This is a genomic window from Hydrogenophaga sp. NH-16, from assembly GCF_004006415.1.
Taxonomy (GTDB): Bacteria; Pseudomonadota; Gammaproteobacteria; order Burkholderiales; family Burkholderiaceae_C; genus Hydrogenophaga; species Hydrogenophaga pseudoflava.
The window spans coordinates 329,933-355,112 of record NZ_CP029344.1; the positions used below are offsets into that span (position 1 = coordinate 329,933).

The 25,180-nt window shown below is 66.6% G+C and carries 22 protein-coding genes; 16 read left to right on the forward strand and 6 right to left on the reverse strand.

Annotated elements, in window-relative coordinates:
* Positions 1-19: 19 nt before the first annotated feature.
* Entirely contained in the window at positions 20-538 is a 519-nt protein-coding gene (locus tag DD542_RS01590; protein ID WP_127803316.1) for a hypothetical protein, read from the forward strand.
* 12 nt (positions 539-550) lie between these two features.
* On the opposite strand, the gene uraH is transcribed toward DD542_RS01590, so the two are convergent.
* Complete coding sequence (gene uraH, locus DD542_RS01595; protein WP_079364596.1) at positions 551-904, reverse strand: hydroxyisourate hydrolase; 354 nt, start codon at positions 902-904, stop codon at positions 551-553.
* Between the two features lie 71 nt (positions 905-975).
* On the opposite strand from uraH, the gene DD542_RS01600 reads away from it, so the two are divergent.
* The 12 genes from DD542_RS01600 to DD542_RS01655 all read left to right on the forward strand — a co-directional run bounded on the left by DD542_RS01600 (position 976) and on the right by DD542_RS01655 (position 15,807).
* Positions 976-1,644: a GntR family transcriptional regulator gene (locus DD542_RS01600; RefSeq protein WP_079364595.1), complete on the forward strand. Its 669-nt coding sequence runs from the start codon at positions 976-978 to the stop codon at positions 1,642-1,644.
* 8 nt (positions 1,645-1,652) lie between these two features.
* Complete coding sequence (gene puuE, locus DD542_RS01605) at positions 1,653-2,603, forward strand: allantoinase PuuE (RefSeq protein ID WP_127803318.1); 951 nt, start codon at positions 1,653-1,655, stop codon at positions 2,601-2,603.
* A 10-nt stretch (positions 2,604-2,613) separates the two neighbouring features.
* Positions 2,614-4,389, forward strand: coding sequence for a 2-oxo-4-hydroxy-4-carboxy-5-ureidoimidazoline decarboxylase (gene uraD / locus DD542_RS01610; RefSeq protein WP_127803320.1), 1,776 nt, complete (start codon positions 2,614-2,616; stop codon positions 4,387-4,389).
* Positions 4,390-4,397: 8 nt separating this feature from the next.
* Entirely contained in the window at positions 4,398-5,651 is a 1,254-nt protein-coding gene (locus DD542_RS01615) for an ArgE/DapE family deacylase (RefSeq protein ID WP_127803322.1), read from the forward strand.
* A gap of 67 nt (positions 5,652-5,718) precedes the next feature.
* Positions 5,719-8,019, forward strand: coding sequence for an NADP-dependent malic enzyme (locus tag DD542_RS01620; protein WP_066160679.1), 2,301 nt, complete (start codon positions 5,719-5,721; stop codon positions 8,017-8,019).
* A 166-nt stretch (positions 8,020-8,185) separates the two neighbouring features.
* Positions 8,186-9,673 carry a nucleobase:cation symporter-2 family protein gene (locus DD542_RS01625; protein ID WP_066160676.1) on the forward strand — a complete coding sequence of 496 codons (1,488 nt, stop codon included), beginning with the start codon at positions 8,186-8,188 and terminating at the stop codon, positions 9,671-9,673.
* A gap of 255 nt (positions 9,674-9,928) precedes the next feature.
* Complete coding sequence (locus DD542_RS01630; RefSeq protein ID WP_127803324.1) at positions 9,929-10,960, forward strand: ABC transporter substrate-binding protein; 1,032 nt, start codon at positions 9,929-9,931, stop codon at positions 10,958-10,960.
* Positions 10,960-11,796: an ABC transporter ATP-binding protein gene (locus tag DD542_RS01635; protein ID WP_127803326.1), complete on the forward strand. Its 837-nt coding sequence runs from the start codon at positions 10,960-10,962 to the stop codon at positions 11,794-11,796. Before DD542_RS01630 ends, DD542_RS01635 begins: the two co-directional genes overlap by 1 nt.
* Before the next feature lie 10 nt (positions 11,797-11,806).
* Complete coding sequence (locus DD542_RS01640) at positions 11,807-12,571, forward strand: ABC transporter permease (RefSeq protein WP_127803328.1); 765 nt, start codon at positions 11,807-11,809, stop codon at positions 12,569-12,571.
* The gene (locus DD542_RS01645) at positions 12,571-13,044 is read left to right on the forward strand and encodes a nucleoside deaminase (RefSeq protein WP_127803330.1); all 474 of its coding nucleotides are present in this window, start codon (positions 12,571-12,573) and stop codon (positions 13,042-13,044) included. The genes DD542_RS01640 and DD542_RS01645 overlap by 1 nt, the downstream gene beginning before the upstream one ends.
* Positions 13,045-13,161: 117 nt before the next feature.
* Positions 13,162-13,992 (forward strand): urease accessory protein UreD, encoded by an 831-nt coding sequence (locus DD542_RS01650; RefSeq protein WP_127803332.1) that lies wholly within the window; start codon positions 13,162-13,164, stop codon positions 13,990-13,992.
* Between the two features lie 129 nt (positions 13,993-14,121).
* Positions 14,122-15,807: a response regulator gene (locus DD542_RS01655; protein ID WP_079364585.1), complete on the forward strand. Its 1,686-nt coding sequence runs from the start codon at positions 14,122-14,124 to the stop codon at positions 15,805-15,807.
* A gap of 30 nt (positions 15,808-15,837) precedes the next feature.
* Here the strand turns inward: DD542_RS01655 and urtE are convergent, their stop codons facing one another.
* The 5 genes from urtE to urtA all read right to left on the reverse strand — a co-directional run bounded on the left by urtE (position 15,838) and on the right by urtA (position 21,526).
* Positions 15,838-16,536, reverse strand: a complete 699-nt coding sequence (gene urtE, locus DD542_RS01660) for an urea ABC transporter ATP-binding subunit UrtE (RefSeq protein ID WP_079364584.1) — start codon at positions 16,534-16,536, stop codon at positions 15,838-15,840.
* A gap of 10 nt (positions 16,537-16,546) precedes the next feature.
* Positions 16,547-17,422 carry an urea ABC transporter ATP-binding protein UrtD gene (urtD, locus tag DD542_RS01665; protein ID WP_127803334.1) on the reverse strand — a complete coding sequence of 292 codons (876 nt, stop codon included), beginning with the start codon at positions 17,420-17,422 and terminating at the stop codon, positions 16,547-16,549.
* Positions 17,419-18,528, reverse strand: a complete 1,110-nt coding sequence (urtC, locus tag DD542_RS01670) for an urea ABC transporter permease subunit UrtC (RefSeq protein WP_127803336.1) — start codon at positions 18,526-18,528, stop codon at positions 17,419-17,421. The genes urtD and urtC overlap by 4 nt, the downstream gene beginning before the upstream one ends.
* Positions 18,529-18,646: 118 nt before the next feature.
* On the reverse strand, positions 18,647-20,236 hold the full coding sequence (gene urtB, locus DD542_RS01675; RefSeq protein WP_127803338.1) for an urea ABC transporter permease subunit UrtB: 1,590 nt from the start codon (positions 20,234-20,236) through the stop codon (positions 18,647-18,649).
* A gap of 12 nt (positions 20,237-20,248) precedes the next feature.
* Positions 20,249-21,526: an urea ABC transporter substrate-binding protein gene (gene urtA, locus DD542_RS01680; RefSeq protein ID WP_066160641.1), complete on the reverse strand. Its 1,278-nt coding sequence runs from the start codon at positions 21,524-21,526 to the stop codon at positions 20,249-20,251.
* A 279-nt stretch (positions 21,527-21,805) separates the two neighbouring features.
* On the opposite strand from urtA, the gene rhuM reads away from it, so the two are divergent.
* From rhuM to DD542_RS01695, 3 genes are read left to right on the forward strand one after another with little or no spacing between them, the layout of a single operon-like run.
* Positions 21,806-22,789: a RhuM family protein gene (gene rhuM, locus DD542_RS01685; protein ID WP_127803340.1), complete on the forward strand. Its 984-nt coding sequence runs from the start codon at positions 21,806-21,808 to the stop codon at positions 22,787-22,789.
* Positions 22,786-23,793 carry a restriction endonuclease subunit S gene (locus tag DD542_RS01690; RefSeq protein WP_127803342.1) on the forward strand — a complete coding sequence of 336 codons (1,008 nt, stop codon included), beginning with the start codon at positions 22,786-22,788 and terminating at the stop codon, positions 23,791-23,793. Before rhuM ends, DD542_RS01690 begins: the two co-directional genes overlap by 4 nt.
* Positions 23,685-25,178 (forward strand): type I restriction endonuclease subunit R, encoded by a 1,494-nt coding sequence (locus DD542_RS01695; protein WP_206610750.1) that lies wholly within the window; start codon positions 23,685-23,687, stop codon positions 25,176-25,178. Before DD542_RS01690 ends, DD542_RS01695 begins: the two co-directional genes overlap by 109 nt.
* The last annotated feature ends 2 nt before the right edge of the window (positions 25,179-25,180 follow it).

Below are 25,180 nucleotides of genomic sequence, written 5' to 3' on the forward strand. Positions count from 1 at the left end.
AAGACACCGAGAGACAACCATGCACGCTCCAACTGCCCGTTTCATTGCCTCCCACCGACTGGCCTCCCTGGCCCTGGTGACCCTGCTCGCCGCCTGCGCCGCACCGGTGCCCACGCCGCCGGCCGAGCCCGTGCTGGAAACCACGGCCCCGGCGTCCGAAGCGCCGGTGGCCGTCGAACCGCCACCCACCTACGTGTCGCACGCGGCCACTCCGCGCGACTACCGCCGCGATGGTGCACAACACATCTACGGCAAGAACGCCCACCGCATCTTCAAGGGCAAGATGCCGCCGCTGCTGCAGGGCGTGGGCACCATGCAGCTGGAGCTGGACCACCGCGGCCGGATCGTCACCATGAACTGGATGCGACCGCCCAGCCATCCGGGCGCCAAGGCCGAGATCGAGCGCGCCATCCAGGAAGCCGCGCCCTACCCCGCGCCAGTGCTCATGGGCCGTGTCTACTACGTCGACACCTGGCTCTGGGACAAGAGCGGGCAGTTCCAGCTCGACACGCTGACCGAAGGCCAGAGGAACCGGTGACCCCCGGCAGCTTCAGCTGCCTCTGTACGTGCTGTAGCTCCAGGGGCTGACCAGCAGCGGCACGTGGTAGTGCTGGTCGGTATGGGCGACGCCGAAGTCCAGCGCCACGCGGTTCAGGAAATTGGGCTCGGGCAGCGCCACCCCCCTGGCCGCGAAATAACCCTTCACATCGAACACCAGCCGGTAGGTGCCGACCTTCAAGCTGGCGTTGTCGTACAGCGGCCCGTCCGGGTTGCGGCCGTCGTGGTTCAGCGTGAAGCGCCTGACCAGCGTGGCCTGCTCGCCGTCGGTGGTGTAGAGCTCGACAGCCATGCCCGCCGCGGGGCAGCCGTGCATCGTGTCCAGAACGTGGGTGCTCAGGCCCATGGTGAAGTCCTCGTGAAGTTCGGTCGACCAAAAGTGTATACACTTTTTGTTTTTCTGGATATGATGACTTCATGGAAACGTCCAGCACCAGCCAGATCGTCGAATCGCTGACCCGGGCCATCGTCGAGCACCGCCTGCACCCGGGTACCAAGCTCGCCGAGCAGAAACTGGCCGACCACTTCGGGGTGTCGCGCACCCTGGTCCGCCAGGCCCTGTTCCAGCTGTCCCAGAACCGCCTGATCCGGCTCGAACCCGCGCGCGGCGCCTTTGTGGCCGCCCCCTCGGTGGAGGAGGCCAAGCAGGTGTTCGCGGTGCGGCGCATGCTGGAAGTCGAGATGACACGCGCGTTCGTTCGCCAGGTCAGCCCCGCCAAGCTCAAAGCCCTGCGCGAGCACGTGGCCCAGGAGAAACAGGCCGTGAACAACCAGGACGTGCCCGGCCGCACCGAGCTGCTGGGCGACTTCCACGTGCGCATGGCCGAACTCATGGGAAACGAGGTGCTGGCCGAGCTGCTGCGCGACCTGATCTCGCGCTGCGCCCTGATCACGCTGATGTACCAGAGCACCGCCGCCGCCGAGCACTCCAACGAAGAGCACGCCGACATCGTCAAGGCGCTCGCCGCCAGGGACGAAGAACTGGCCGTGCGCCTGATGAACGAACACTTGCTGCATGTGGAGGAGGGCCTGACCTTCGACCGCAAACTGCCCACCAACGACCTGTCCCTGGCCCTTTCTTCCTGAGCACCCGCATGATCTACGACAGCACCGCCCCCTACCCGCGCGACCTGATCGGCTACGGCCGCGACGTGCCCCACGCCCGCTGGCCGGGCGGTGCGCGCATTGCGGTGCAGTTCGTCCTCAACTACGAAGAGGGCGGCGAAAACTGCGTGCTGCATGGCGACAAGGCCAGCGAACAGTTCCTCTCGGAAATGTTCAACCCGGCCGCCTTCGAGGCCCGCCACATCAGCATGGAAGGCATCTACGAGTACGGCTCACGCGCAGGCGTCTGGCGCATCCTGCGCGAGTTTGAGAAGCGCGGCCTGCCGCTGACCGTGTTCGGCGTGTCCACTGCGCTGCAGAAGCACCCGGAGCTGACCGCTGCGTTCAAAGAGTTGGGCTACGACATCGCCTGCCACGGCCTCAAGTGGATCCACTACCAGAACATCGACGAAGCCACCGAGCGCGCCCACATGGCCGAAGCCATGCAGATCATCGAAGGCCTGACGGGCGAGCGTCCGCTGGGCTGGTACACCGGCCGCGACAGCCCCAACACGCGCCGCCTGGTGGCCGACTTTGGCGGCTTCGAATACGACAGCGACTACTACGGCGAAGACCTGCCGTTCTGGATGAAGGTGCGCAAGACCGACGGCAGCGACGCGCACCAGCTCATCGTGCCCTACACCCTGGACTGCAACGACATGCGCTTCGCCCTGCCGCAGGGTTATTCGCACGCCGACCCGTTCTTCCAGTACATGAAGGACACCTTCGACGCGCTCTACGCCGAAGGCGACCCCGACGGCCTGGACCGTCCCAAGATGATGAGCATCGGCATGCACTGCCGCCTGCTCGGCCGCCCCGGCCGCATCACCGCGCTGCAGCGCTTCCTGGACCACATCCAGTCGCACGACAAGGTGTGGGTGGCGCGCCGGCTGGACATCGCGCGCCACTGGAAGGCCACGCACCCGCTGAACCCTGCCTGAGGTCGCCCCCATGCCCCTGACCCTGGACCAACTCAATGCAGCGCCCCTGCCCGAGGCGCGGCAGATGCTCGACGGCCTGTACGAGCACTCCCCCTGGATCGCCGAGCGCGCCCTGGCGCAACGACCCTTCGCTTCGCTGGCGCAGCTCAAGCACGCGATGACGCGCGTGCTCGACGAGGCCGGTGTCGAACCGCAGCTGGCCCTGATCCGCGCCCACCCGGAACTGGCCGGCAAGGCCATGGTGAGCAAGACGCTCACGGCCGAGTCGACCAACGAACAGACCAAGGCCGGCCTGACGAACTGCACGCCGGAAGAGTTCGCGCACATCCAGCAGCTCAACGCCGACTACAACGCGCGCTTCGGTTTCCCCTTCATCCTGGCGGTGCGCGGCCCGCGGGGCACCGGCCTCACCAAGGCACAGATCATCGAGGCCTTCGAGCGCCGCGTGCACGGCCACCCGGACTTCGAACGGCAGGAGTGCCTGCGCAACATCCACCGCATCGCCGAGATCCGGCTGAACGACAAGTTCGGCTTCGAGCCGGTGGACGGTCAGTTGGTGTGGGACTGGCAGGAGAAGCTGGCCCAGCACAGCGACCCGGGCTACGCCGAGAAGGGCCAGCTGACCGTCACCTACCTCACCGACGCGCACCGCGCCTGCGCCCAGCGCATCAGCCACTGGATGAAGGACTGCGGTTTCGACGAGATCGAGATCGACGCCGTGGGCAACGTGGTCGGCCGCTACCACCCGGCCACGCCCGGTGCGAAATACCTGTTGACGGGTTCCCACTACGACACCGTGCGCAACGGCGGCAAGTACGACGGGCGCCTGGGGATCTTCGTGCCCATGGCCTGCGTGCAGAAGCTGCACGCGGCCGGCCAGCGCCTGCCCTTCGGCATCGAGGTCGTGGGCTTCGCGGAAGAAGAAGGCCAGCGCTACAAGGCCACCTTCCTCGGCTCGGGCGCGCTCACCGGCCACTTCGACCCCGCCTGGCTGGACCAGAAGGACGCCGATGGCATCACCATGCGCGAGGCCATGCAGCACGCCGGCCTGTGCATCGACGACATCCCCAAGCTGCAGCGCGACCCGGCGCAGTACCTGGGCTTCATCGAGGTGCACATCGAGCAGGGGCCGGTCCTCAACGAACTGAACCTGCCGCTGGGCATCGTCACCAGCATCAACGGCAGCGTGCGCTACCTGGGCGAGGTGCTGGGCATGGCCAGCCACGCCGGCACCACGCCCATGGACCGCCGCCGCGACGCCGCCGCGGCGGTGGCCGAACTGATCCTGTACGCCGAGCAGCGCGCCGCGCAGGACGGTGACTCGGTCGCCACCGTGGGCATGCTGCAGGTGCCCAATGGTTCCATCAACGTGGTGCCCGGCGCCTGCCGGTTCAGCCTGGACATGCGTGCACCGACCAATGCGCAGCGCGATGCGCTGGCGCAGGACGTGCTGGCGAAGCTGGGCGAGATCTGCGAGCGCCGCGGCCTGCGCCACAGCCTGGAAGAAACCATGCGCGCCGCCGCCGCGCCGAGTGCCCCCAAATGGCAGGCGCGCTGGGAAGCCGCCGCCACCGCGCTGGGGGTGCCGCTGCACCGAATGCCCAGCGGTGCCGGCCACGACGCCATGAAGCTGCACGAGGTGATGCCGCAGGCCATGCTATTCGTGCGTGGCGAGAACAGCGGCATCAGCCACAACCCGCTCGAATCCAGCACCGCCGACGACATGGACCTGGCCGTCAAGGCCTTCGACCACGTGCTGCACCAACTGACCACCGAAGCCCACTGAAAGCCGCCATGACCACCGCCCAACAGCAACTCGACGCCTGGATCGACGCCCACTTCGACGAAGAGGTGAAGTTCCTGCAGGAACTCATCCGCGTGCCCACCGACACGCCGCCCGGCAACAACGCGCCGCACGCCGAGCGCACCGCCGAGCTGCTCGCCGCGATGGGCCTGACCGCCGAGAAGCACGCCGTGCCCGAGGCCGAGGTCAAGGCCGCCGGGCTGGAAACCATCACCAACCTGATCGTGCGCCGCCGCTTCGGCGACGGCGGTCAGACCATCGCGCTCAACGCCCACGGCGACGTGGTGCCGCCCGGTGAGGGCTGGACGCACGACCCCTATGGCGGCGAGATCGCGGACGGCAAGATCTACGGCCGCGCCGCCGCGGTGAGCAAGTGCGACATCGCCAACTTCACCTTCGCGATCCGTGCGCTGGAAGCGCTGGGTGCGCCCCTGAAGGGTGGCGTGGAACTGCACGTGACCTACGACGAGGAATACGGCGGCGAGGTCGGCCCGGGCTGGCTGCTGGAGAAGGGCCTGACCAAGCCCGACCTGATGATCGCCGCCGGCTTCAGCTACCAGGTGGTGGTGGCGCACAACGGCTGCCTGCAGCTGGAGGTCACCGTGCACGGCGACATGGCGCACGCGGCCATCCCCGACAGCGGCACCGACGCGCTGCAGGGCGCGGTGCACATCCTGAACGCGCTGTACGCCCTGAACGCCGACTACCTGAAGGTGCGCTCGGACGTTGAAGGCATCACCCACCCCTACCTCAACGTCGGCCTGATCCAGGGCGGCACCAACACCAACGTGATCCCCGGCAAGGTGGTGATCAAGCTGGACCGCCGCATGATTCCCGAGGAAGACCCAGCCGAGGTCGAGGCTGCGCTGCGCCGCACCATCGCCGAGGCCGCCGCCCGCTACCAGCCCCCGCGCGGCGGGCGCGCCATCAGCGTGGATGTCAAGCGCATCCTGCTGGCGCGCGCGCTCAAGCCCCTGCCGGGCAACAAACCTCTGGTCGAGGCCCTCCAGAAACACGGCAGCGAGCTGTTCGGCGAACCCATCCCCGCCGTCGGCACGCCGCTCTATACCGACGTGCGCATCTACGGCGAACACGGCATCCCGGGCGTGATCTACGGCGCCGGCCCCCGCACGGTGCGCGAGTCGAACGCCAAACGGGCCGACGAGAACCTGGTGCTGGAAGACCTGCGCCGCGCCACCAAGGTGGTGGCTCGCACCTTGCTGGACCTGTTGAAGTCCGCATGAACGCGCCCCGCACCCCGTGACACAATGACCGCCCGCCCCGCCGGGCGGTTCGCACTCTGGAGACCTCATGACCCCCGCCGAACAAGCCCTGCGCGACGCCGCGCTCGAATACCACCGCTCGCCCAACAAGGGCAAGATCGCCGTCGTCCCGACCAAACCGCTGTCCAACCAGCGCGACCTGTCGCTGGCCTATTCGCCGGGCGTGGCCTTTCCCTGCCTGGCCATCGAGGCCGAGCCGGCCCTGGCCTCGGAGTACACCAGCCGCGGCAACCTGGTGGGCGTGATCACCAACGGCACCGCCGTGCTGGGCCTGGGCGACATCGGCCCGCTGGCCTCCAAACCGGTGATGGAGGGCAAGGGCTGCCTGTTCAAGAAGTTCGCCGGCATCGACGTGTTCGACATCGAGCTGGCCGAGCGCGACCCGGACAAGCTGGTCGACATCATCGCGGCGCTGGAGCCCACGCTGGGGGGTGTGAACCTGGAAGACATCAAGGCGCCCGAGTGCTTCTACATCGAGCGCAAGCTGCGCGACCGCATGAAGATCCCGGTCTTCCACGACGACCAGCACGGCACGGCCATCATCTCCAGCGCGGCGCTGATCAACGGCCTGGAACTGGTCAAGAAGGACATCGGCGCTGTCAAGGTCGCTGTCAGCGGCGCGGGTGCGGCGGCCATCGCCTGCCTGGACCTGATGGTCAACCTGGGCGTGAACATCGAGAACATCCTGGTCTGTGACTCCAAGGGCGTGATCCAGACCGAACGCGACGACGCCAAGGCCGGCAAGCTGGACGAGTCCAAGCAGCGTTACTGCCGCACCTCGTCGGCGCGCACCCTGGCCGACGCCATGAACGGCGCCGACGTGTTCCTGGGCTGCTCGGCGGCGGGCGTGGTGGACGCCGACATGGTCAAGAGCATGGGCCGCCAGCCCATCATCCTGGCGCTGGCCAACCCCGAGCCCGAGATCCGCCCCGAGGTGGCCAAGGCCGCGCGGCCGGACTGCATCATCGCCACCGGCCGTTCGGACTACCCGAACCAGGTCAACAACGTGCTGTGCTTCCCTTACATCTTCCGTGGCGCGCTGGACTGCGGCGCCACCAAGATCACGGAAGAGATGAAGATGGCCTGCGTGCGCCAGATCGCCGACCTGACCAAGGCCGAGACCAGCGACGAAGTGGCCGCCGCCTACGCCGGGCAGGACCTGGCGTTCGGCCCCGACTACATCATCCCCAAGGCCTTCGACACGCGCCTGATCCTCAAGATCGCGCCGGCCGTGGCCCAGGCTGCCGCCGACTCGGGCGTTGCGACCCGCCCGATCACCGACATGGACGCCTACCGCCAGTCGCTCTCGCGCTTCGTGACGCAGACCGGCATCCTGATGCGCCCGATCTTCAACGCCGCCAAGGCCCTGCCCGCGAACAAGAAGCGCGTGGCCTACGCCGACGGCGAGGACGAGCGCGCGCTGCGCGCCGCGCAGATGGCGATCGACGACGGCCTGGCCACGCCGATCCTGATCGGCCGCCCGGCCGTGATCGAGGCGCGCATCCAGAAGGCGGGCCTGCGCATCCGTCTGGGTGTGGACGTGGAGAACGTCAACCCCGAAGGCGACCCGCGTTTCCGCCAGTACTGGGAGCACTACCACGGCCTGATGAAGCGCAATGGCGCCACGCCCGAGGTGGCCAAGGCCGCGGTGCGCCGCTCCAACACCATCATCGGTTCGCTGATGCTCTCGCTGGGCGATGCGGATGCGCTGATCTGCGGCCTGGTCGGCACCTACGCCACCCACCTGGAGCGCATCGACGCCATCCTGGGCAAGGCGCCCGGCGTGAACAACTACGCCGCGGTCAACGCGCTGATGACGGCCAGCGGCCCACTGTTCATCGCCGACACCTACGTCAACGAAGACCCGACGGCCGAGCAGCTGGCCGAGATCGCCTGGATGGCGGCGCAGCAGGTGCAGCGCTTCGGCCTGCCGCCCAAGGTGGCCTTCCTCTCGCACTCGAGCTTCGGCTCCAGCAAGCGCGCCTCCGCGAAAAAGATGCGCGCCGCGCGCGACCTGTTCGTGGCCCAGCACCCGGGCATCGAGTGCGACGGCGAGCTGCACGGCGACGCCGCGCTGCAACCCGAGATCCGCCAGGCCTACCTGGGCGACTCCACGCTCAGCGGCTCGGCCAACCTGCTGGTCTGCCCCAACGTGGACGCCGCCAACATCCTCTACAACGTGCTCAAGACCACCGCCAGCGGCGGCGTGACCGTGGGCCCGGTGCTGACCGGCGTGGCCCGCCCAGCCTACATCCTGACGCCGGCCGCCACCGTGCGCCGCGTGCTCAACATGACGGCCCTGGCCGCAGCGGCCAGCCCGCGCGGCTGAGCGGCCACCCGCCCGGCACACAGGGACGCTCCGGCGTCCCTTTTTTTGTGCCCGCGGCCCGGACGCCACCCGTCGGCCAGCGCCGCTCACGAGGGTTTCCCCGATGTCTTCGCCAGATACGGGTACACATAATGTGTATACAGTTTTGCATGCAAAAGGAGATGCCATGTCAACAACGGTGCACCCCGTGGACGAACAACTGCCCGGCAGCAAGCTGACCGCGCTGGGCCTGCAACATGTGCTGGTGATGTACGCGGGCGCGGTCGCGGTTCCGCTGATCGTCGGCCGGGCCCTCAAGCTCAGCCCGCAGGAGGTGGCCATGCTGATCTCGGCCGACCTGTTCTGCTGCGGCATCGCCACGCTGATCCAGGCGCTGGGCGTCACGCAGTGGTTCGGCATCAAGCTGCCCGTGATGATGGGCGTGACCTTCGCCGCCGTCGGCCCCATGGTGGCCATCGCCAACACCACCCCCGGCACCGACGGCGCGCGCATGCTGTTCGGCGCCATCATCGGCGCGGGGGTCATCTCCATCGTGATCGCGCCGATGGTCAGCCGCCTGCTGCGCTTCTTTCCGCCGGTGGTCACCGGCACCATCATCGCCGTCATCGGCATCAACCTGATGCGCGTAGGCATCAACTGGATCTTCGGCAACCCGGTGGGCCCCACCGCGCCGTCGGTGGTGCCGCCGGAGCACAGCGAGTGGCTGAGCACGCTGCGCAGCGCCGCGGCCGCCGGCACCCCCGGCTACCCGCCTGTGCCGCAGGGCCTGACCCTGGCACCCACCGAGCCCAACCCGCGCTACGCCGCCCTGCCGGGCATCGCGGTGTCGGCCGTGGTGCTGGCCACCATCCTGCTGGTGGCCCGGTTTGCCAAAGGCTTCCTGGCCAACATCTCGGTGCTGATCGGCATCGTGGTCGGCGGGGTCATGGCGACGATGATGGGCATGATGCATTTCGACAAGGTCGGCCAGGCCAAGTGGGTGGACGTGGTGCTGCCCTTCCACTTCGGCATCCCCATCTTCGACCCGGTCATGGTGCTGACCATGACGCTGGTGATGATCGTGGTGATGATCGAATCCACCGGCATGTTCCTGGCCCTGGGCGAGATGACGGACCGCAAGATCGACCAGCCGGCGCTGGCCCGCGGTCTGCGCACCGACGGTCTGGGCACCCTCATCGGCGGCATCTTCAACACCTTCCCCTACACCAGCTTCTCGCAGAACGTGGGCCTGGTCGCGGTCACCGGCGTCAAGAGCCGCTTCGTCTGCGTGGCCGCCGGCGTCATCCTGCTGGTGCTGGGCCTGCTGCCCAAGATGGCGGCGCTGGTGGAGTCGCTGCCCACCGTGGTGCTGGGCGGTGCGGGTCTGGTGATGTTCGGCATGGTGGCGGCCACCGGCATCCGCATCCTGGGTGGCGTGGACTTCAAGACCCAGCGCAACAACGCCCTGATCGTGGCGATTTCCATCGGCGTGGGCATGATCCCGCTGATCGCGCCCAAGTACTCGCAGTGGATGCCGCACGCCATCCACCCGCTGATCGAGTCGGGCATCCTGCTGGCGTCGATCAGCGCCGTGCTACTGAACCTGTTCTTCAACGGCGGCAAGGCCGATGAAGCCGCCGCCATCCACGCGGCAAAACAGGCCGAGGCGCACTGAACCGGGCCCCACGCTCCAGCGCTGGATTCACGTCCCCCAAGCTCCGCAGGGGCCCCACACGGGGCCCCTTTTTTGTGCACGCCGCACCAACACAGGGTTAGTCAGGATGACGCCTCCAGCGGGAGCCCCAAGAATCTGTATACACCTTCTGTGTTCAATGCACAGGCTGCGCCCGCGCCTGGCATCGAAATTGCTGACCCGCTTTCAGCACCCTTCCGCATCCCTGAGCGCCCCACCCCGACGGAGACCCTCGCCATGAACAAACGCCACCTTCTCAAGCTCACCGCCGCCCTGGCCGCCGCAGCCGCCTTCGGCAGCGCCTCCGCCCAGACGCCCATCAAGTTCCAGCTCGACTGGCGCTTCGAAGGCCCTGCCGCGCTGTTCCTGCAGTCGGAAGCCAAGGGCTACTACAAGGCCGCCGGCCTGAACGTCACCATCGACGCCGGCAACGGCTCCGGCGGCACCGTCACCCGTGTGGCCTCCGGCACCTACGACATGGGTTTTGCCGACATGGCCGCGCTGATGGAATTCCACGCCAACAACCCGGACGCGCCCAACAAGCCGGTGGCCGTGATGATGGTCTACAACAACACGCCCGCCGCCGTGCTGGCCCTCAAGAAGAGCGGCATCACCAAGCCCGCCGACCTGAATGGCAAGAAGCTCGGCGCCCCGGTGTTCGACGCCGGTCGCAAGGCCTTCCCGATCTTCCAGAAGGCCAACGGCGTCGGCAATGTGGCCTGGACCTCGATGGACCCGCCGCTGCGCGAGACCATGCTGGTGCGCGGCGACATCGACGCCATCACCGGCTTCTCCTTCACCTCGCTGCTCAACCTGGAAGCGCGCGGTGTGAAGACCGAGGACGTGGTCATCCTGCCCTATGCCGACCATGGCGTGAAGCTGTACGGCAACGTGGTGATCGCCAGCCCCAAGCTGATCAAGGAGAACCCGGCCGCGGTCAAGGCATTCCTCGCGGCCTTCGCCAAGGGCGCCAAGGAAGTCATGGCCAACCCGGCCGCCACCATCGGGACCGTCAAGGCACGCGACGGCATCATCAACGTGGCCCTGGAAACCCGCCGCCTGCAGCTGGCGGTGGACTCGGTGATCGCCAGTCCCGATGCGCGCAAGGAAGGCTTCGGCCAGATCGTGCCCGGCCGCATGGCGCTGATGGCCTCGCAGGTGTCCGACGCCTACGGCACCAAGAACCGCGTCGACGTGGCGCAGGTGTGGAACGGTTCCATGCTGCCGTCGGCGGCCGAACTCAACGTGCTGCCCCCGGCCAAGAAGTGATGCCCGGCGCGCCCTCCGGGGCCGACCATGCCTTCGTCCACTTCGACGGGGTCTGGCTGGCCTACAACGACGACCTGCTGGCGAAGAACATCTTCGCCGTCGAGGACATCAACCTGAAGGTGCGGCAAGGCGAGTTCATCGCCATCGTCGGGCCTTCGGGCTGTGGCAAGTCCACCTTCATGAAGCTCACCACCGGGCTGAAGATGCCCAGCATGGGCAAGATCACCATCGACGGCCAGCCCGTCAACGGCCCGCTGAAAATTTCGGGCATGGCCTTCCAGGCGCCGAGCCTGCTGCCCTGGCGCACGACGCTGGACAACGTGCTGCTGCCGCTGGAGATCGTCGAACCCTTTCGGCACCAGTTCAAGGACCGGCGCAAGGAGTTCGAGGAGCGGGCGAAGAAGCTGCTGGCCAGCGTGGGCCTGGGCGGCATGGAAAAGAAGTTTCCGTGGGAACTCTCGGGCGGCATGCAGCAGCGCGCCAGCATCTGCCGTGCGCTCATTCACGAGCCCAAGATGCTGCTGCTGGACGAGCCCTTCGGCGCGCTCGATGCCTTCACCCGCGAGGAGCTGTGGTGCACGCTGCGCGACCTGTGGGAAGCGCAGCAGTTCAACGTCATCCTGGTCACGCACGACCTGCGCGAGAGCGTGTTCCTGGCCGACACGGTGTACTGCATGAGCAAGAGCCCGGGCCGGTTCGTGGTGCAGCGCGAGATCCCGATTCCGCGCACCCGCGACCTGGAAGTGACCTACACGCCCGAGTTCACCGACATCGTCCATGAACTCAGAGGGCACATTGGAGCCATGCGAAAAGCAGGCGCCATGATCAACCAGTGAAAGCCATCACATGAACAAGAAACAGATGGAGCGCTGGTCGCCTTTTCTGCTGCTGGTCGCGATCATCGTGATCTGGGAAGTGATCTGTAGCGGCTTCCAGGTCTCGGAGTTCATCTTCCCCAGCCCCTCGCGCATCTGGGAACAGACGGTGGAGTTCAAGAAGGTGATCCTGGGCCACGCCTGGCGCACCTTCTGGGTCACCATGGCCGGGTTCGCCATCGCCATCGTGGTGGGCGTGCTGCTCGGCTTCCTGATCGGTTCGTCGCGCATCGCCTATGCGGCGGTCTACCCGCTGATGACGGCCTTCAACGCCCTGCCCAAGGCGGCCTTCGTGCCCATCCTGGTGGTGTGGTTCGGCATCGGCGCGGGGCCGGCCATCCTCACGGCCTTCCTCATCAGCTTCTTCCCCATCATGGTCAACATCGCCACCGGCCTGGCCACGCTGGAGCCCGAGCTGGAAGACGTGCTGCGGGTGCTCGGTGCCCGGCGCTGGGACGTGCTGGTCAAGGTGGGCCTGCCACGCTCCATGCCCTACTTCTACGGCTCGCTCAAGGTCGCCATCACGCTCGCCTTCGTGGGCACCACGGTGTCGGAGATGACCGCCGCCAACGAAGGCATCGGCTACCTGCTGATCTCGGCCGGCAGCTCGATGCAGATGGGCCTGGCGTTCAGCGGCCTGCTGGTGGTCGGCATCATGGCCATGGTGATGTACGAGCTGTTCAGCTTCATCGAGAAGCACACCACCGGCTGGGCCCACAGAGGATCGCAAGGCTGATGAACGACGACCAGATCGCGCGGCACCTGCGCCGCGCCAACGACGTGGCCCTGCGCGCGATGCAGATGGGCCGCCACCCCTTCGGTGCGCTGCTGGTGGCGCCCGACGGCGAGACGGTGCTGGCCGAGCAGGGCAACATCGACACCGTGCACCACGCCGAGGCCACTCTGGCGCGCACGGCCTCGCTCAACTACCCGGCGGGCTTCCTCTCGGGCTGCACCCTGGTGACCACCTTCGAGCCCTGCGCGATGTGCGCCGGCACCGTCTACTGGGCCAACATCGGCCGCATCGTCTACGGCGCCAGCGAAGAGGCCCTGCTGGCCCTCACCGGCAACCACGCCGAGAACCCCACGCTGTCCCTGCCCTGCCGCGAGCTGATCGCGCGCGGGCAGAAGGCCATCGAGGTCATCGGCCCGATCCCGGCGCTGGAGGCCGAGATGGTGGCGCCGCACCAGGATTTTTGGAAACGATAGAGCGGCTCAGGTGCGACATATCCCGCTCCAGAATGCCGTGGAACCGGCTCTGCCGGGCCACAGGCATTGCCCCCTGGGGGGTGACGCGAAGCGGCGCGGGGGGCTATCCTGAGTCTTATGCCCTGGCACGCCCGTCTTTCCCTCGACTACCAGCGACAAGGTGAACGCACCGTCCTGCAGCACTCGCACGACGGCCCGCTGCGCATCTTCAAGAGCCTCTACCCCGAGGGCGACGCGGTCTGCCACAACGTGATCGTGCACCCGCCGGGCGGTCTGGTCGGCGGGGACGTGCTGGACATCGGCGTGCAGGTCGGCGCCGGCGCCCATGCCCTGGTCAGCACCCCGGGCGCCACCCGCTTCTACGCCAGCGATGAGGCCTTCGCCACACAACAGGTGCGGCTGCAGCTGGACGCGGGCGCGCGGCTGGAGTGGCTGCCGCTGGAGACCATCGCCTACCCCGGCTGCCGGGCCGACAACCGCTGGAGCGCCACCCTGGCCGAGGGCGCCGAGCTGATGGCCTGGGACGTCACCGCGCTGGGCCTGCCCGGTGCGGCCCAGCCCTACGAGCAGGGCGAGTTCCGGCAGCGGCTGGAGATTCCCGGCTGCTGGCTGGAGCAGGCGCGCATCGCCGCGCACGACCGGCGTCTGCTGGACTCACACCTCGGTCTGGGCGGCCACCGCTGCCTGGGCACGCTGGTGTTCGCCACCGGCGGCCCGCTGGCGCGCGAGCGGCGCGAGCACCTGCTGGAGGTGGCGCGCGAAGCGCTGCAGCAAGCCCCGGCCGGGGTGATGGCGGGCGCCACCTGCCCCAACGACCGGGTGCTGGCGGTGCGCGCCGTGGCGCCGCTGGTCGAGCCGCTGATGGCCGGCCTGCAGGCCGTCTGGGCGGCGCTGCGCCCGGCGGCCTGGGGCCTGCCGGGCGACGCCCCCCGCATCTGGCGGGTCTGATCCTCCGTCGAACTGCCCGGGTTTTGCGGCGTTGTTCGGCCGATCGGGCCTGGGCCTGCCTGCACAGAATCGGGGCAGGATCCACCACGACCATCGCCACGCCGTCCGCGCCTTCCCGCCCCGCCCACCATGTCTGCCCCGCTCCATGACGCCAAAGCGCTCGTCATCGACGGCAACCCGCTGTCGCGGTCGATCATCGTCGGGCAGCTGCGGGACGCCGGCGTGGGAACCATCGTGCAGTGCCCCCGCGTCGCGGACGCCCGCACCAAACTGGAGACCTGGCCCTTCGACGTCGTGATCTGCGAGCAGTATTTCGACCGCGAGGCCACCACCGGGCAGGAACTGCTGGACGACCTGCGCCGCAACCAGCTGCTGCCGTTCTACACGGTGTTCGTGATGGTGACGTCCGAAGCCTCGTACAGCAAGGTGGCGGAGGCCGCCGAATCGGCCCTGGACGCCTACCTGCTCAAACCCCACACGGCCGCGGGCCTGGTGGAGCGCATCGTGCAGGCGCGCGACCGCAAGGACGCGCTCCGGCACATCTTCACCGCCATCGACGAACAGCGGTTCGACGAGGCCGCGCAGATGTGCAAGGCGCACTTCGAGCAGCGCAAGCCCTACTACCTCTACGCGGCCCGCATCGGGGCCGAGCTGATGCTGCGCGGCGGCCACCTGCACGAGGCCGAGATGTTCTACGAGGCCGTCATCGCGGCCAAGACGCTGCCCTGGGCCAGGCTGGGCGTGGCCCGTGCGCAGGTCGAGGGCGGCTTCCAGCAGCGCGCTGTCACCACGCTGGAGAGCCTGATCGAGACCGACCCGGGCTACACCGACGCCTACGACATCATGGGCCGCGCCCAGTTCGAGCTGGGCAACTTCCAGGCCGCGCTCGCCACCTTCAAGCGCTCCACCATGCTCACGCCCTCGTCGGTCAACCGGCTGCTCAAGCACGGCATGATGGCCTGGTACGCCGGCGAGCGCGAGGAAGGGATCGAGATGCTCGACCGCGCCACCCGCCTCGGCCTGGACTCCAAGCTCTACGACCCCCAGGCCCTGGTGCTGCTCGCGTTCGCCCGCCTGGACAACGCCGAACACAAGGGCCTGCAGCGCTGCCGCGAGCAGATGGAACGCATCCGCGACCGGTACCCCGACAACCCGCGCCCGCTGCGGCTGCTGGAGGTGATCGAGGCGCTGGTCGCGATCCAGGACTACCAGACCGCGCAGGCGCTGGACGACGTGCGGCGTATGGCCAAGACCATCCACCAGCCGGCGTTCGATGTCGAGTCGGCCTGCAACCTGCTGGCGCTGATGACGCGGCTGGCGATGCGCTCGATCCAGCTCTACGAAGTCGACGCCGCGGTGGACACCATGGCACTGCGCTTCTGCACCAGCCGGGCGCTTACCGAGCTGCTGGTCTGCGCCGCCACGGGCCGCCAGGACTTCATCAACCGCGTGCGCAGCGGCCACGCCCACATCCTCAAGCAGACCGAAGAGGCCATGTCCCTGAGCCTCAAGGGCGATCCGCAGGCCGCGGTGGTCAAGCTGCTGAACGACGGGGAGCAGACGCTCAACGCCAAGATCATCGAGTCGGCCCACCTGGTGCTGCAGCGCTACGAGGCGCGCATCCCCGACCACGAAGAACTGCAAAAGAAGGCGCAGGCCATGCGCGAGCGCTACCGCACCACCGACATCCACGCCGGCCTGGGCGAACAGGCGCACACCGGCCGTGCGGCGGGCGGCATGTCCCTGTCGTCGGGCTACAAGCCGCCCCAGAAGAACGAAGGCCTGCTGGCCAACGTGAACGCTGTGGGGGCCTGACGATCCGGCGCAGCGGCGGAGCGTGGGGGCCTAGATCGCCACCAGCTGGCGGATGTTCTTCGCCTGCATTTCAGAGCCCGGCCCACTGGCGATCACCTCGCCGCGCTCCATCACCACGTACTGGTCGGCCAGTTCTTCCGCGAAGTCGTAGTACTGCTCCACCAGCACGATGGCCATGTTGCCGCGGTCGGCCAGCATGCGGATGACCTTGCCGATGTCCTTGATGATGTTCGGCTGGATGCCCTCGGTAGGTTCATCGAGAACCAGCAGCTTGGGGCCAGCCGCCAGCGCCCTTGCAATCGCCAGCTGTTGCTGCTGCCCGCCCGAGAGGTCGCCGCCGCGCCGTCCCAGCATCTGCTTGAGCACCGGGAACAACTCGAACAGCTCGGCCGGGATGGGCGTGCCGCCGGATTTGTAGGCCAGGCCCATCTGCAGGTTCTCCTGCACCGTCAGGCGGCCGAAGATCTCGCGGCCCTGGGGCACGAAGCCGATGCCGGCACGCGCCCGCTCGTAGGGCGTGGCCTTGTCGATGGCTTTGCCGTCGAAGGTGATGGCGCCGCTCTTGATCGGCACCAGGCCCATGAGCGATTTGAGCAGCGTGGTCTTGCCCACGCCGTTGCGGCCCAGCACCACCGTCACCTGGCCCAGCTCGGCCGTGAGGCTGACGTTGCGCAGGATGTGGCTGCCACCGTAGTACTGGTTGACGTCCTTGACTTCCAGAAGGCTCATGGCGGGTTCCTCAGCGGCCCAAATAGACTTCGATCACGCGCTCGTCGGCCTGCACCTCGTCGAGCGTGCCTTCGGCCAGCACCGAGCCGTCGCACAGCACCGTGACCTTCTCCGAGATCGCGCGGATGAAGCTCATGTCGTGCTCCACCACCATCAGCGAATGTTTGCCCTTCAGGGACAGGAACAGCTCGGCCGTGCGCGCCGTCTCCTCGTCCGTCATGCCGGCCACCGGCTCGTCCAGCAGCAGCAGCTTGGGGTCCTGCATCAGCAGCATGCCGATCTCCAGCCACTGCTTCTGGCCGTGGCTGAGCAGGCCGGCCTGTCGGCGCGCGCTGTCGGCCAGGTGGATGGTGCTCAGCACCTCGGCCAGACGGTCCTTCTCTTCGCCTGTGAGCGAGAACACCATGCTGTGGCCCACGCGCTTGTCGGTGGCCAGCGCCAGTTCGAGGTTTTCAAACACGGAGAGCTGCTCGAACACCGTGGGCTTCTGGAACTTGCGGCCGATGCCCAGTGCGGCGATCTCGGGTTCACGGTAGCGCAGCAGGTCGATGGTGCTGCCGAAGAACACCGTCCCGCTGTCGGGCCGGGTCTTGCCGGTGATGATGTCCATCATCGTGGTCTTGCCGGCGCCGTTGGGGCCGATGATGCAGCGCAGCTCGCCGGGCGCGATGTCCAGGTTCAGGCCGTTTATGGCCTTGAAGCCGTCGAAGGACACGTGCACGTCTTCGAGGTAGAGGATGCGTCCGTGCGTGGTGTCCACCTCGCCCGCCTTCGCAACGCGGCCATACCCCGCGCTGCGGCCGCCCGATTCGGTCTGTCCTTGCAAGGCCGCGGTGTGCAGTTTCTCGTAGCGCTGCGCGCCCGCTTCCATCAGATCCGGCGTCATGCCTTGCCTCCCCGCAGCTTCTTCACCAGCCCCACCACGCCCTGCGGCATCCACAGCGTCACCGCGATGAACAGCACGCCCAGGAAGTAGAGCCAGAACTCGGGGAAGGCCACGGTCAGCCAGCTCTTGGCGCCGTTGACCAGGAAGGCACCGACGATGGGGCCGACCAGGGTGGCGCGGCCACCGACCGCCGTCCACACCGCGATCTCGATGCTGGCCGCGGTGCTCATCTCGCCCGGGTTGATGATGCCCACCTGCGGCACATAGAGCGCCCCGGCAATGCCGCACATCACGGCCGAGATGGTCCAGATGGTGAGCTTGTAGGGCAGCGGGTTGTAGCCACAGAACATGACGCGGCTCTCGGCGTCGCGGATGGCCTGCAGCACGCGGCCGAACTTGCTGGCCACCAGCCAGCGCGCGAACACATAAAAGCCCAGCAGCGTCAGGCCAGTGATGACGAACAGCGTCATGCGCATCTCCTGCGTGGCAATCGGCATGCCGAGGATGCGCTTGAAATCGGTGAAGCCGTTGTTGCCGCCCATGCCGGTCTCGTTGCGGAAGAACAGCAGCAGCGCGGCGAAGGTCAGGGCCTGCGTGATGATGGAGAAGTACACGCCCTTGATGCGCGAGCGGAAGGCGAAGTAGCCGAACACGAAGGCCACCAGGCCCGGCACCAGCACGATCAGCAGCAGCGTGGCGATGAAGCTGTCGGACAGCGCCCAGTGCCAGGGCAGTTCCTTCCAGTCCAGGAACACCATGAAGTCCGGCAGGTCGCTGCCGTAGTTGCCGTCGCGGCCGATCTGTCGCATCAGGTACATGCCCATCACGTAGCCGCCGAGCGCGAAGAACAGGCCGTGGCCCAGCGAGAGGATGCCGGTGTAGCCCCAGATCAGGTCCATGGCCAGCGCGCAGATGGCGTAACACATGATCTTGCCCAGCAGGCCGACCATGTAGTCCGACAGGTGGAACACGCTGTCCGCCGGCACCAGCAGGTTGAGCGCGGGCGCCAGGGCGCAGACCACCAGCAGCGCGACCATCACGCCGCTGAAGGCCCCGCGCGTGAGCAGCGGGCCGGGGGCAGGAAGATAGACAGAAGCAGCGGTCATAGAGGGCTAGCCTCGCGAACGAAGTGAATGGTCGAGAGCGCCGTGGAACCGGCTTTGCCGGGCCGCAGGCGCTGCCCCTTGAGGGGCGGAGCGAAGCGATGGGGGTGGGCCATGTTCTTCATGCCTCGCGACCCTTGAATGCAAAGATGCCCTGCGGACGTTTCTGGATGAAGACGATGATGAAGACCAGCACCGCGATCTTGGCCAGCACGGCGCCGGCCCAGCCTTCGAGGAACTTGTTCAGCAGGCCCAGGCCCAGCGCGGCGTAGACCGTGCCGGCCAACTGCCCCACGCCACCCAGCACCACCACCATGAAGCTGTCGACGATGTAGCTCTGGCCCAGGTCGGGGCCGACGTTGCCGATCTGGCTCAGCGTGCAGCCGGCCAGGCCCGCGATGCCTGAACCCAGGGCAAACGCATAGGTGTCGATGCGCGCGGTGTTCACGCCCATGCAGGATGCGATCGGGCGGTTCTGCGTCACGCCGCGCACGAACAGGCCCAGGCGGGTCTTCGAGATCAGCAGCGTCACGCCGATCAGCACGGCGGCCGCGAAGGCGATGATGAGGATGCGGTTCCAGGGCAGCGTGAGGTTGCCCAGCAGCGTGACGCTGCCGCTCATCCAGCTCGGGTTCTCCACCCCCACGTTCTGCGCGCCGAACAGGCTGCGAACGCCCTGCATCAGCACCAGCGAAATGCCCCAGGTGGCCAGCAGCGTTTCCAGCGGCCGGCCGTAGAGCCAGCGGATCACGCTGCGTTCCATCGCCGCGCCCACCAGCGCCGAGGCGGTGAAGGCCACCGGCATGGCGGCCAGCAGGTACCCGTCGAACCAGTCCGGCAGATAGGTCTTGAAGAAAGCCTGCACCAGCCAGGTGGCGTAGGCGCCGATCATGATCAGCTCGCCGTGGGCCATGTTGATCACGCCCATCAGGCCGTAGGTGATGGCCAGGCCCAGCGCGGCCAGCAGCAGGATGCTGCCCAGGCTGATGCCGGTGAAGGCCTGCGAGAGACCGCTGCTGATCGCGAGCGAGCGGTCGAGTGCCGACATCGCGGCGCCCAGCGCAGTCTTGACGGTGGCGCTCTCCTCGGCCTCCAGCCGGGCGGCCAGCAGGGGCTTGAGCGCGGGGTCGCCCATGCCGCCCAGCGCCTGCGCGGCGGCCAGGCGCTGCGCCTCGTCGTCGCTGGCCAGCTGCATGGCGGCGCGCGCCCGCTCCAGGCTGGTGCGCGCCTTCGCATCGAGGGCGGTGTTCGCCAGGGCCTTGTCCACCAGGGGCAGCTGCGCGGCGTCGGGTTCGTCGAAGGCAGCCTTCTGCAGCATGGCGGCGGCGGCCTGCTGGGCCTGCACGTCGCTGCCGAACAGGTCGCGCACCGACAGCGCGGCTTCCAGCGCACCGCGCAGCCGGTTGTTGACCATGGAATCTTCGGCCTCGTCGGCTAGGGTGACTGCGGCGCCGGTCACGGCGTCGGTCGCGCTGCCGTCGTCGGCGATCAGCAGCACCTGCTCACCCTGCACCTTGACCGCGCCGTTGCCCAGCGCCTGCAGCAGCGCGAGCGTGCGCTCGTCGGGTTCGGCCGCCAGCCGGTTGATGGCGGCGATGCGGTCGTCGCTGTCGCCCACGGCCAGCGCCAGGGCGTCGGCCGGGGTGAGGGCATGGGCACTGGCTGCGCCGATCAGGCACAACAACGCAAGAAAGGAACGCAGCCAGCGCATCAGGACCCCCGCTTACTTCTTCTCGGGAACGTTCTTCTTGCCCTTGTTCTCGGCGATGTAGTCGCTCCACGGATCGGCCACGACCGGACCCGGGGTCTTCCACACCACGTTGAACTGGCCGTCGGCCTTCACTTCGCCGATGAACACCGGCTTGTGCAGGTGGTGGTTTTCCTTGTCCATCGTGCTGGTGAAGCCGCCCGGTGCCTTGAAGGTCTGGCCGGCCATGGCGGCGATGACCTTGTCGGTGTCGGTGGACTTGGCCTTCTCGACGGCCTGGGCCCACATGTTGATGCCGATGTAGGTGGCTTCCATCGGGTCGTTTGTCAGCGGCTTGTCCTTGTGGCCGGCGATGTTCTTGGCCTTGGCGTACGCGCTCCACTTCTTGACGAACTCGGCGTTGGCCGGGTTCTTGATGCTCATGAAGTAGTTCCAGGCGGCCAGGTGGCCCACCAGCGGCTTGGTGTCGACACCGCGCAGCTCTTCCTCACCCACCGAGAAGGCCACCACCGGCACGTCCTTGGCCGACAGACCGGCGTTGCCCAGTTCCTTGTAGAACGGCACGTTGGAGTCGCCGTTGATGGTGGAGACCACGGCCGTCTTCTTGCCGGCGGAAGCGAACTTCTTGATGTTGGCAATGATGGTCTGGTAGTCGGAGTGACCGAAGGGGGTGTACTCCTCCATGATGTCCTCGTCCTTCACGCCCTTGGACTTCAGGAAGGCGCGCAGGATCTTGTTGGTGGTGCGGGGGTACACGTAGTCGGTGCCCAGCAGCACCCAGCGCTTGGCCGAGCCACCGTCCTTGCTCATCAGGTACTCCACCGCGGGGATGGCCTGCTGGTTGGGCGCGGCGCCGGTGTAGAACACGTTCTTGGACAGCTCCTCGCCTTCGTACTGCACCGGGTAGAACAGCAGGCTGTTCTTCTCTTCGAACACCGGCAGCACCGACTTGCGCGAGACCGAGGTCCAGCAGCCGAACACGGCGGCCACCTTGTCCTGGTCGATCAGCTGCTTGGCCTTTTCGGCGAACAGCGGCCAGTTGGACGCCGGGTCCACCACCACGGGCTCGAGCTTCTTGCCCAGCACGCCGCCCTTGGCGTTGATCTCGTCGATGGTCATCAGGGCCACGTCCTTGAGGACGGTCTCGGAGATCGCCATCGTGCCCGAAAGGCTGTGCAGGATGCCGACCTTGATGGTGTCGGCGGCGTGGGCGGTGAGGCCGAAGGCGCCCAGAGCGGTGGCGACCGTCAGGGCTTTGAGGGTGAATCGACGCGAGTTCTGACGTTGTTGCATGGCGCTTCTCCAGGGTTCTAAAACATCCGTTGGTGGGTCTGACTTTCGCCACCGACCAGGCCTCGAAGGGCTTTGCGGTGGTGTCGGACGGATGCTAGGGAAGACCCTGAAAAGCGTCTGTACGCCGGGTGGCGTATGCGGCGATGAATCCTTGCAAATCTGGAATCTGATTCCCGATTTGCAAGGATATTGAGACCCGATATTGAGGCTGACGCCCCACCTAGAATCATCCTGAAATACCGTTCAGACCGTCTCAGTTCCCCGGGGAGTGCCCAGCCCATGAAAAACCAAGAAGCCCTCAAACAACAGGGCGATGTCATCTGGAACATCGCCAACTTGCTGCGCGGTCCTTACCGTCCGCCCCAATACCGACGGGTCATGATTCCCCTGACCGTCCTGCGCCGGCTCGACTGTGTGCTCGAAGCCACCAAAGACGAGGTGCTGAGTTACTACAAGCACCTGCTGCAGGTGGGCAAGTACAACGAAGAGACCATCGAAAAGATGGTCAACCGGAAGTTCGACCTGAACTTTCACAACACCAGCGAGTTCACCTTCCAGAAACTCAAAGGTGACCCGGACAAGCTGGCCGCCAACCTGAACCATTTCATCGCAGGCTTCTCGGCCAATGCCCGCAAGATCCTCGAAAAGTTCAAGTTCGACGAAGAGATCGAAAAACTCGACGAAGCCAACCGGCTGTTCGACGTAGTCAAGGAAGTGGCGGCGGTGGACCTGCACCCCGACCGCATCTCCAACATCGAGATGGGCTACCTGTTTGAAGACCTGGTGCGGCGCTTCAACGAACAGGCCAACGAAGAAGCCGGAGACCACTTCACCCCCCGTGAAGTCATCAAGCTCATGGTCAAGCTGCTCTTCACGCACGACGATCTGGTCTACCGAGAAGGCAGCCGCGTGCGCAAGGCCGACGTGATCGTGGCCAAGAACTACCTGAGCGCCGACGAGGTGGACACCCTCAACCGGCTGGTGGTCATCTTCCTGGAGCAGGCCGAGCTGCGCGCCAAAGACCGCCAGCCCCTCACATTGGACTACTGGCGCCAGAACGTGGACCGGCTGCTGGCCTTCAACGACAAGCCCATCCTGCAGGGCACCGGCAAGCTCAGCACCGAACGCGCCAAACAGATCGCCCACGAGCGCTACGACCACTTCGATGCCCAGCGCCGCCAGGTCGAGGCCCTGGCTGCCGATGCGGAAGACCTGAAGGCGCTGGAAGCGGTGGCCAAGAAGGGCAAGGGGACTGGCGCGTGAAGTACCCGGCGTATCCTGATTACCGGCCCGTTCACAGCCCTGCCCTGAAGCAACTGCCCGCCCATTGGCAACTCAAGCGCCTGCGCTTTGCCACCACGGGCATTGAGCAAGGCTGGTCACCCCAGTGCGACAACGAAGTGGCCGACGACGACCGCTGGGGCGTCATGAAGGTGGGCTGCGTGAACGGCGACCGGTTCGACCCGTTGGAGAACAAGGCCCTGCCCGCCGACCTGGACCCGATGCCGGCCTACGAGCTGCAGCCGGGCGATGTGCTGGTCAGCCGCGCCAACACCAAAGAGCTGGTGGGCAGCGCCGCCGTGGTGCCCGATGGCGTGCGCCCCCGGCTGCTGCTGTGCGACAAGCTGTTCCGCATCCGCCCCCAGGCCGAGGTGCATGCGCGCTTTCTCACCTACGTGCTGCGCACCCCCGCCGCGCGCTACCAGTACGAACGCGACGCCACCGGCGCCAGCGGCTCCATGCAAAACATCGGCCAGGACACGATCAAGAACCTGTCCATCCCCTTGCCCTCCACAGATGAACAGGCCGCCATCACCGACTTCCTCGACTGGCGAACCGCCCAGATCGACGCGCTGATCGCCAAGAAGCAGGCACTGCTGGAACGCCTTAGCGAGCGCAGGCTTGCGCTGGTGACCACGCAAACCCTTGAAACACAAGGTGGGCGAAACAGTCGCGGCACGCATCAACACGGTCAATTTGGTATTCCGAGCCACTGGTCATGGCATCGATTGAAATTCACCGCTTTAGAGCCGCTGAAGTACGGCGCGAACGAACCGGCAGACATGGTTGATCCAGTCTGCCCACGCTACATCCGAATCACAGACATTCGAGACGACGGCACCTTGCACGACGACAGGCGCCTTTTCACCTGTACACCATGCGCCAGGCGATCGAGGAGAAGTTCATCCTCGACGTGCTCAAGAACTACATCACCTACGAGGCGTATTACCGGCTGGTGCAGGTGGGCGAAGACGACCCGCATGTAGAGCGCAAGAAAGCCGCCCGCGCGCTGGCGCGCACGCTGAGCTTTCACGAAGTGAACCTGCGCACCAAGACCGAGGTGATGGTGGAGCACTTCCGAACCCACGTGCGCCACAAGATCGGCGGCCGGGCCAAGGCCATGGTGGTGACGGACGGGCGCTTGCACGCGGTGCGCTACAAGCAGGCGTTTGACCGCTACATCCAGGAAAAGGGCTACACCGACATCAAGACGCTGGTGGCGTTTTCCGGCTCGGTGGAAGACCCGGAAGCCCCCGGCAAAAGCTGGACGGAGGTGGGCATGAACGGCGGCATCAAGGAAAGCGAGTTGCCCGAGCACTTCGACACGCACGAATACCAGGTGCTGCTGGTGGCCGAGAGGTACCAGACGGGTTTTGACCAGCCGCTGCTGCACACCATGTATGTGGACCGCACGCTGACCGGGCTGCAGGCGGTGCAGACGCTGTCGCGCCTGAACCGCAGCTGCGCGGGCAAGGAAGACACCTTCGTGCTGGACTTCCGCAACAAGCCCGAAGAGATCTACAAGGCCTTCAAGCCCTACTACGAAGACACGCCCACCCAGCCGCTGACCGATGCACAGGTGCTGTACCGGCTGCACCACCAGATTGAAGAGAGCGGCCTGATCCACACCGACGAGGTGGAGCGCTTCTGCGCGGTGTACTTCAAGCCACGGCGCAAGGAGACGGTGCACGACCACGCGGCCATGAACGGCGTGCTGGACCTGGCGGTGGAGCGATTCAAGGCGCTGGACGAGACCGAGCAGGACGAGACCAAGGCGCTGCTGGTGAACTTCCGCAACCTGTACGGCTTTCTCTCACAGGTGATTCCGTACCAGGACAGCGACCTGGAACAGCTCTACACCTACCTGCGCTTTTTGCTGACCAAGCTGCCCCGGCGCGAGGGTGGCGGCCCGCTGCACCTGGAAGGGGAAGTGGAGCTGCAGTACTACCGGCTGCAGAAGATCAGCGAAGGGCAGATCGACCTGAAGACGGGCGAGGCCAAACCGCTCAAAGGCCCCAAGGATGTGGGCACAGGACAGGAAGACGATGTGGTCAGGCTATCGGAGCTGATCGACATCCTCAACGAACGCTTTGGCACGGACTTCACCCAGGCCGACCAGCTGTTCTTCGACCAGATCCAGGAAGAGGCGGTGGAGAGCGAGGCGCTGCAGAAGGCGGCCGAAAGCAACTCGGAAGACGACTTCCGCTACGTGTTCGAGAAGGCCTTCGAGGGCCTGGTCATCGATCGCATGGAGGGCAACGAAGAGATCTTCGGCAAGCTGATGGCCGATGGCGAGTTCCGCAAGATCGCAGTGCTGCACCTGATGAAGCGGGTGTATGACGCTCTGAAAAAGAAGCGGCCGGACGCCTGAGC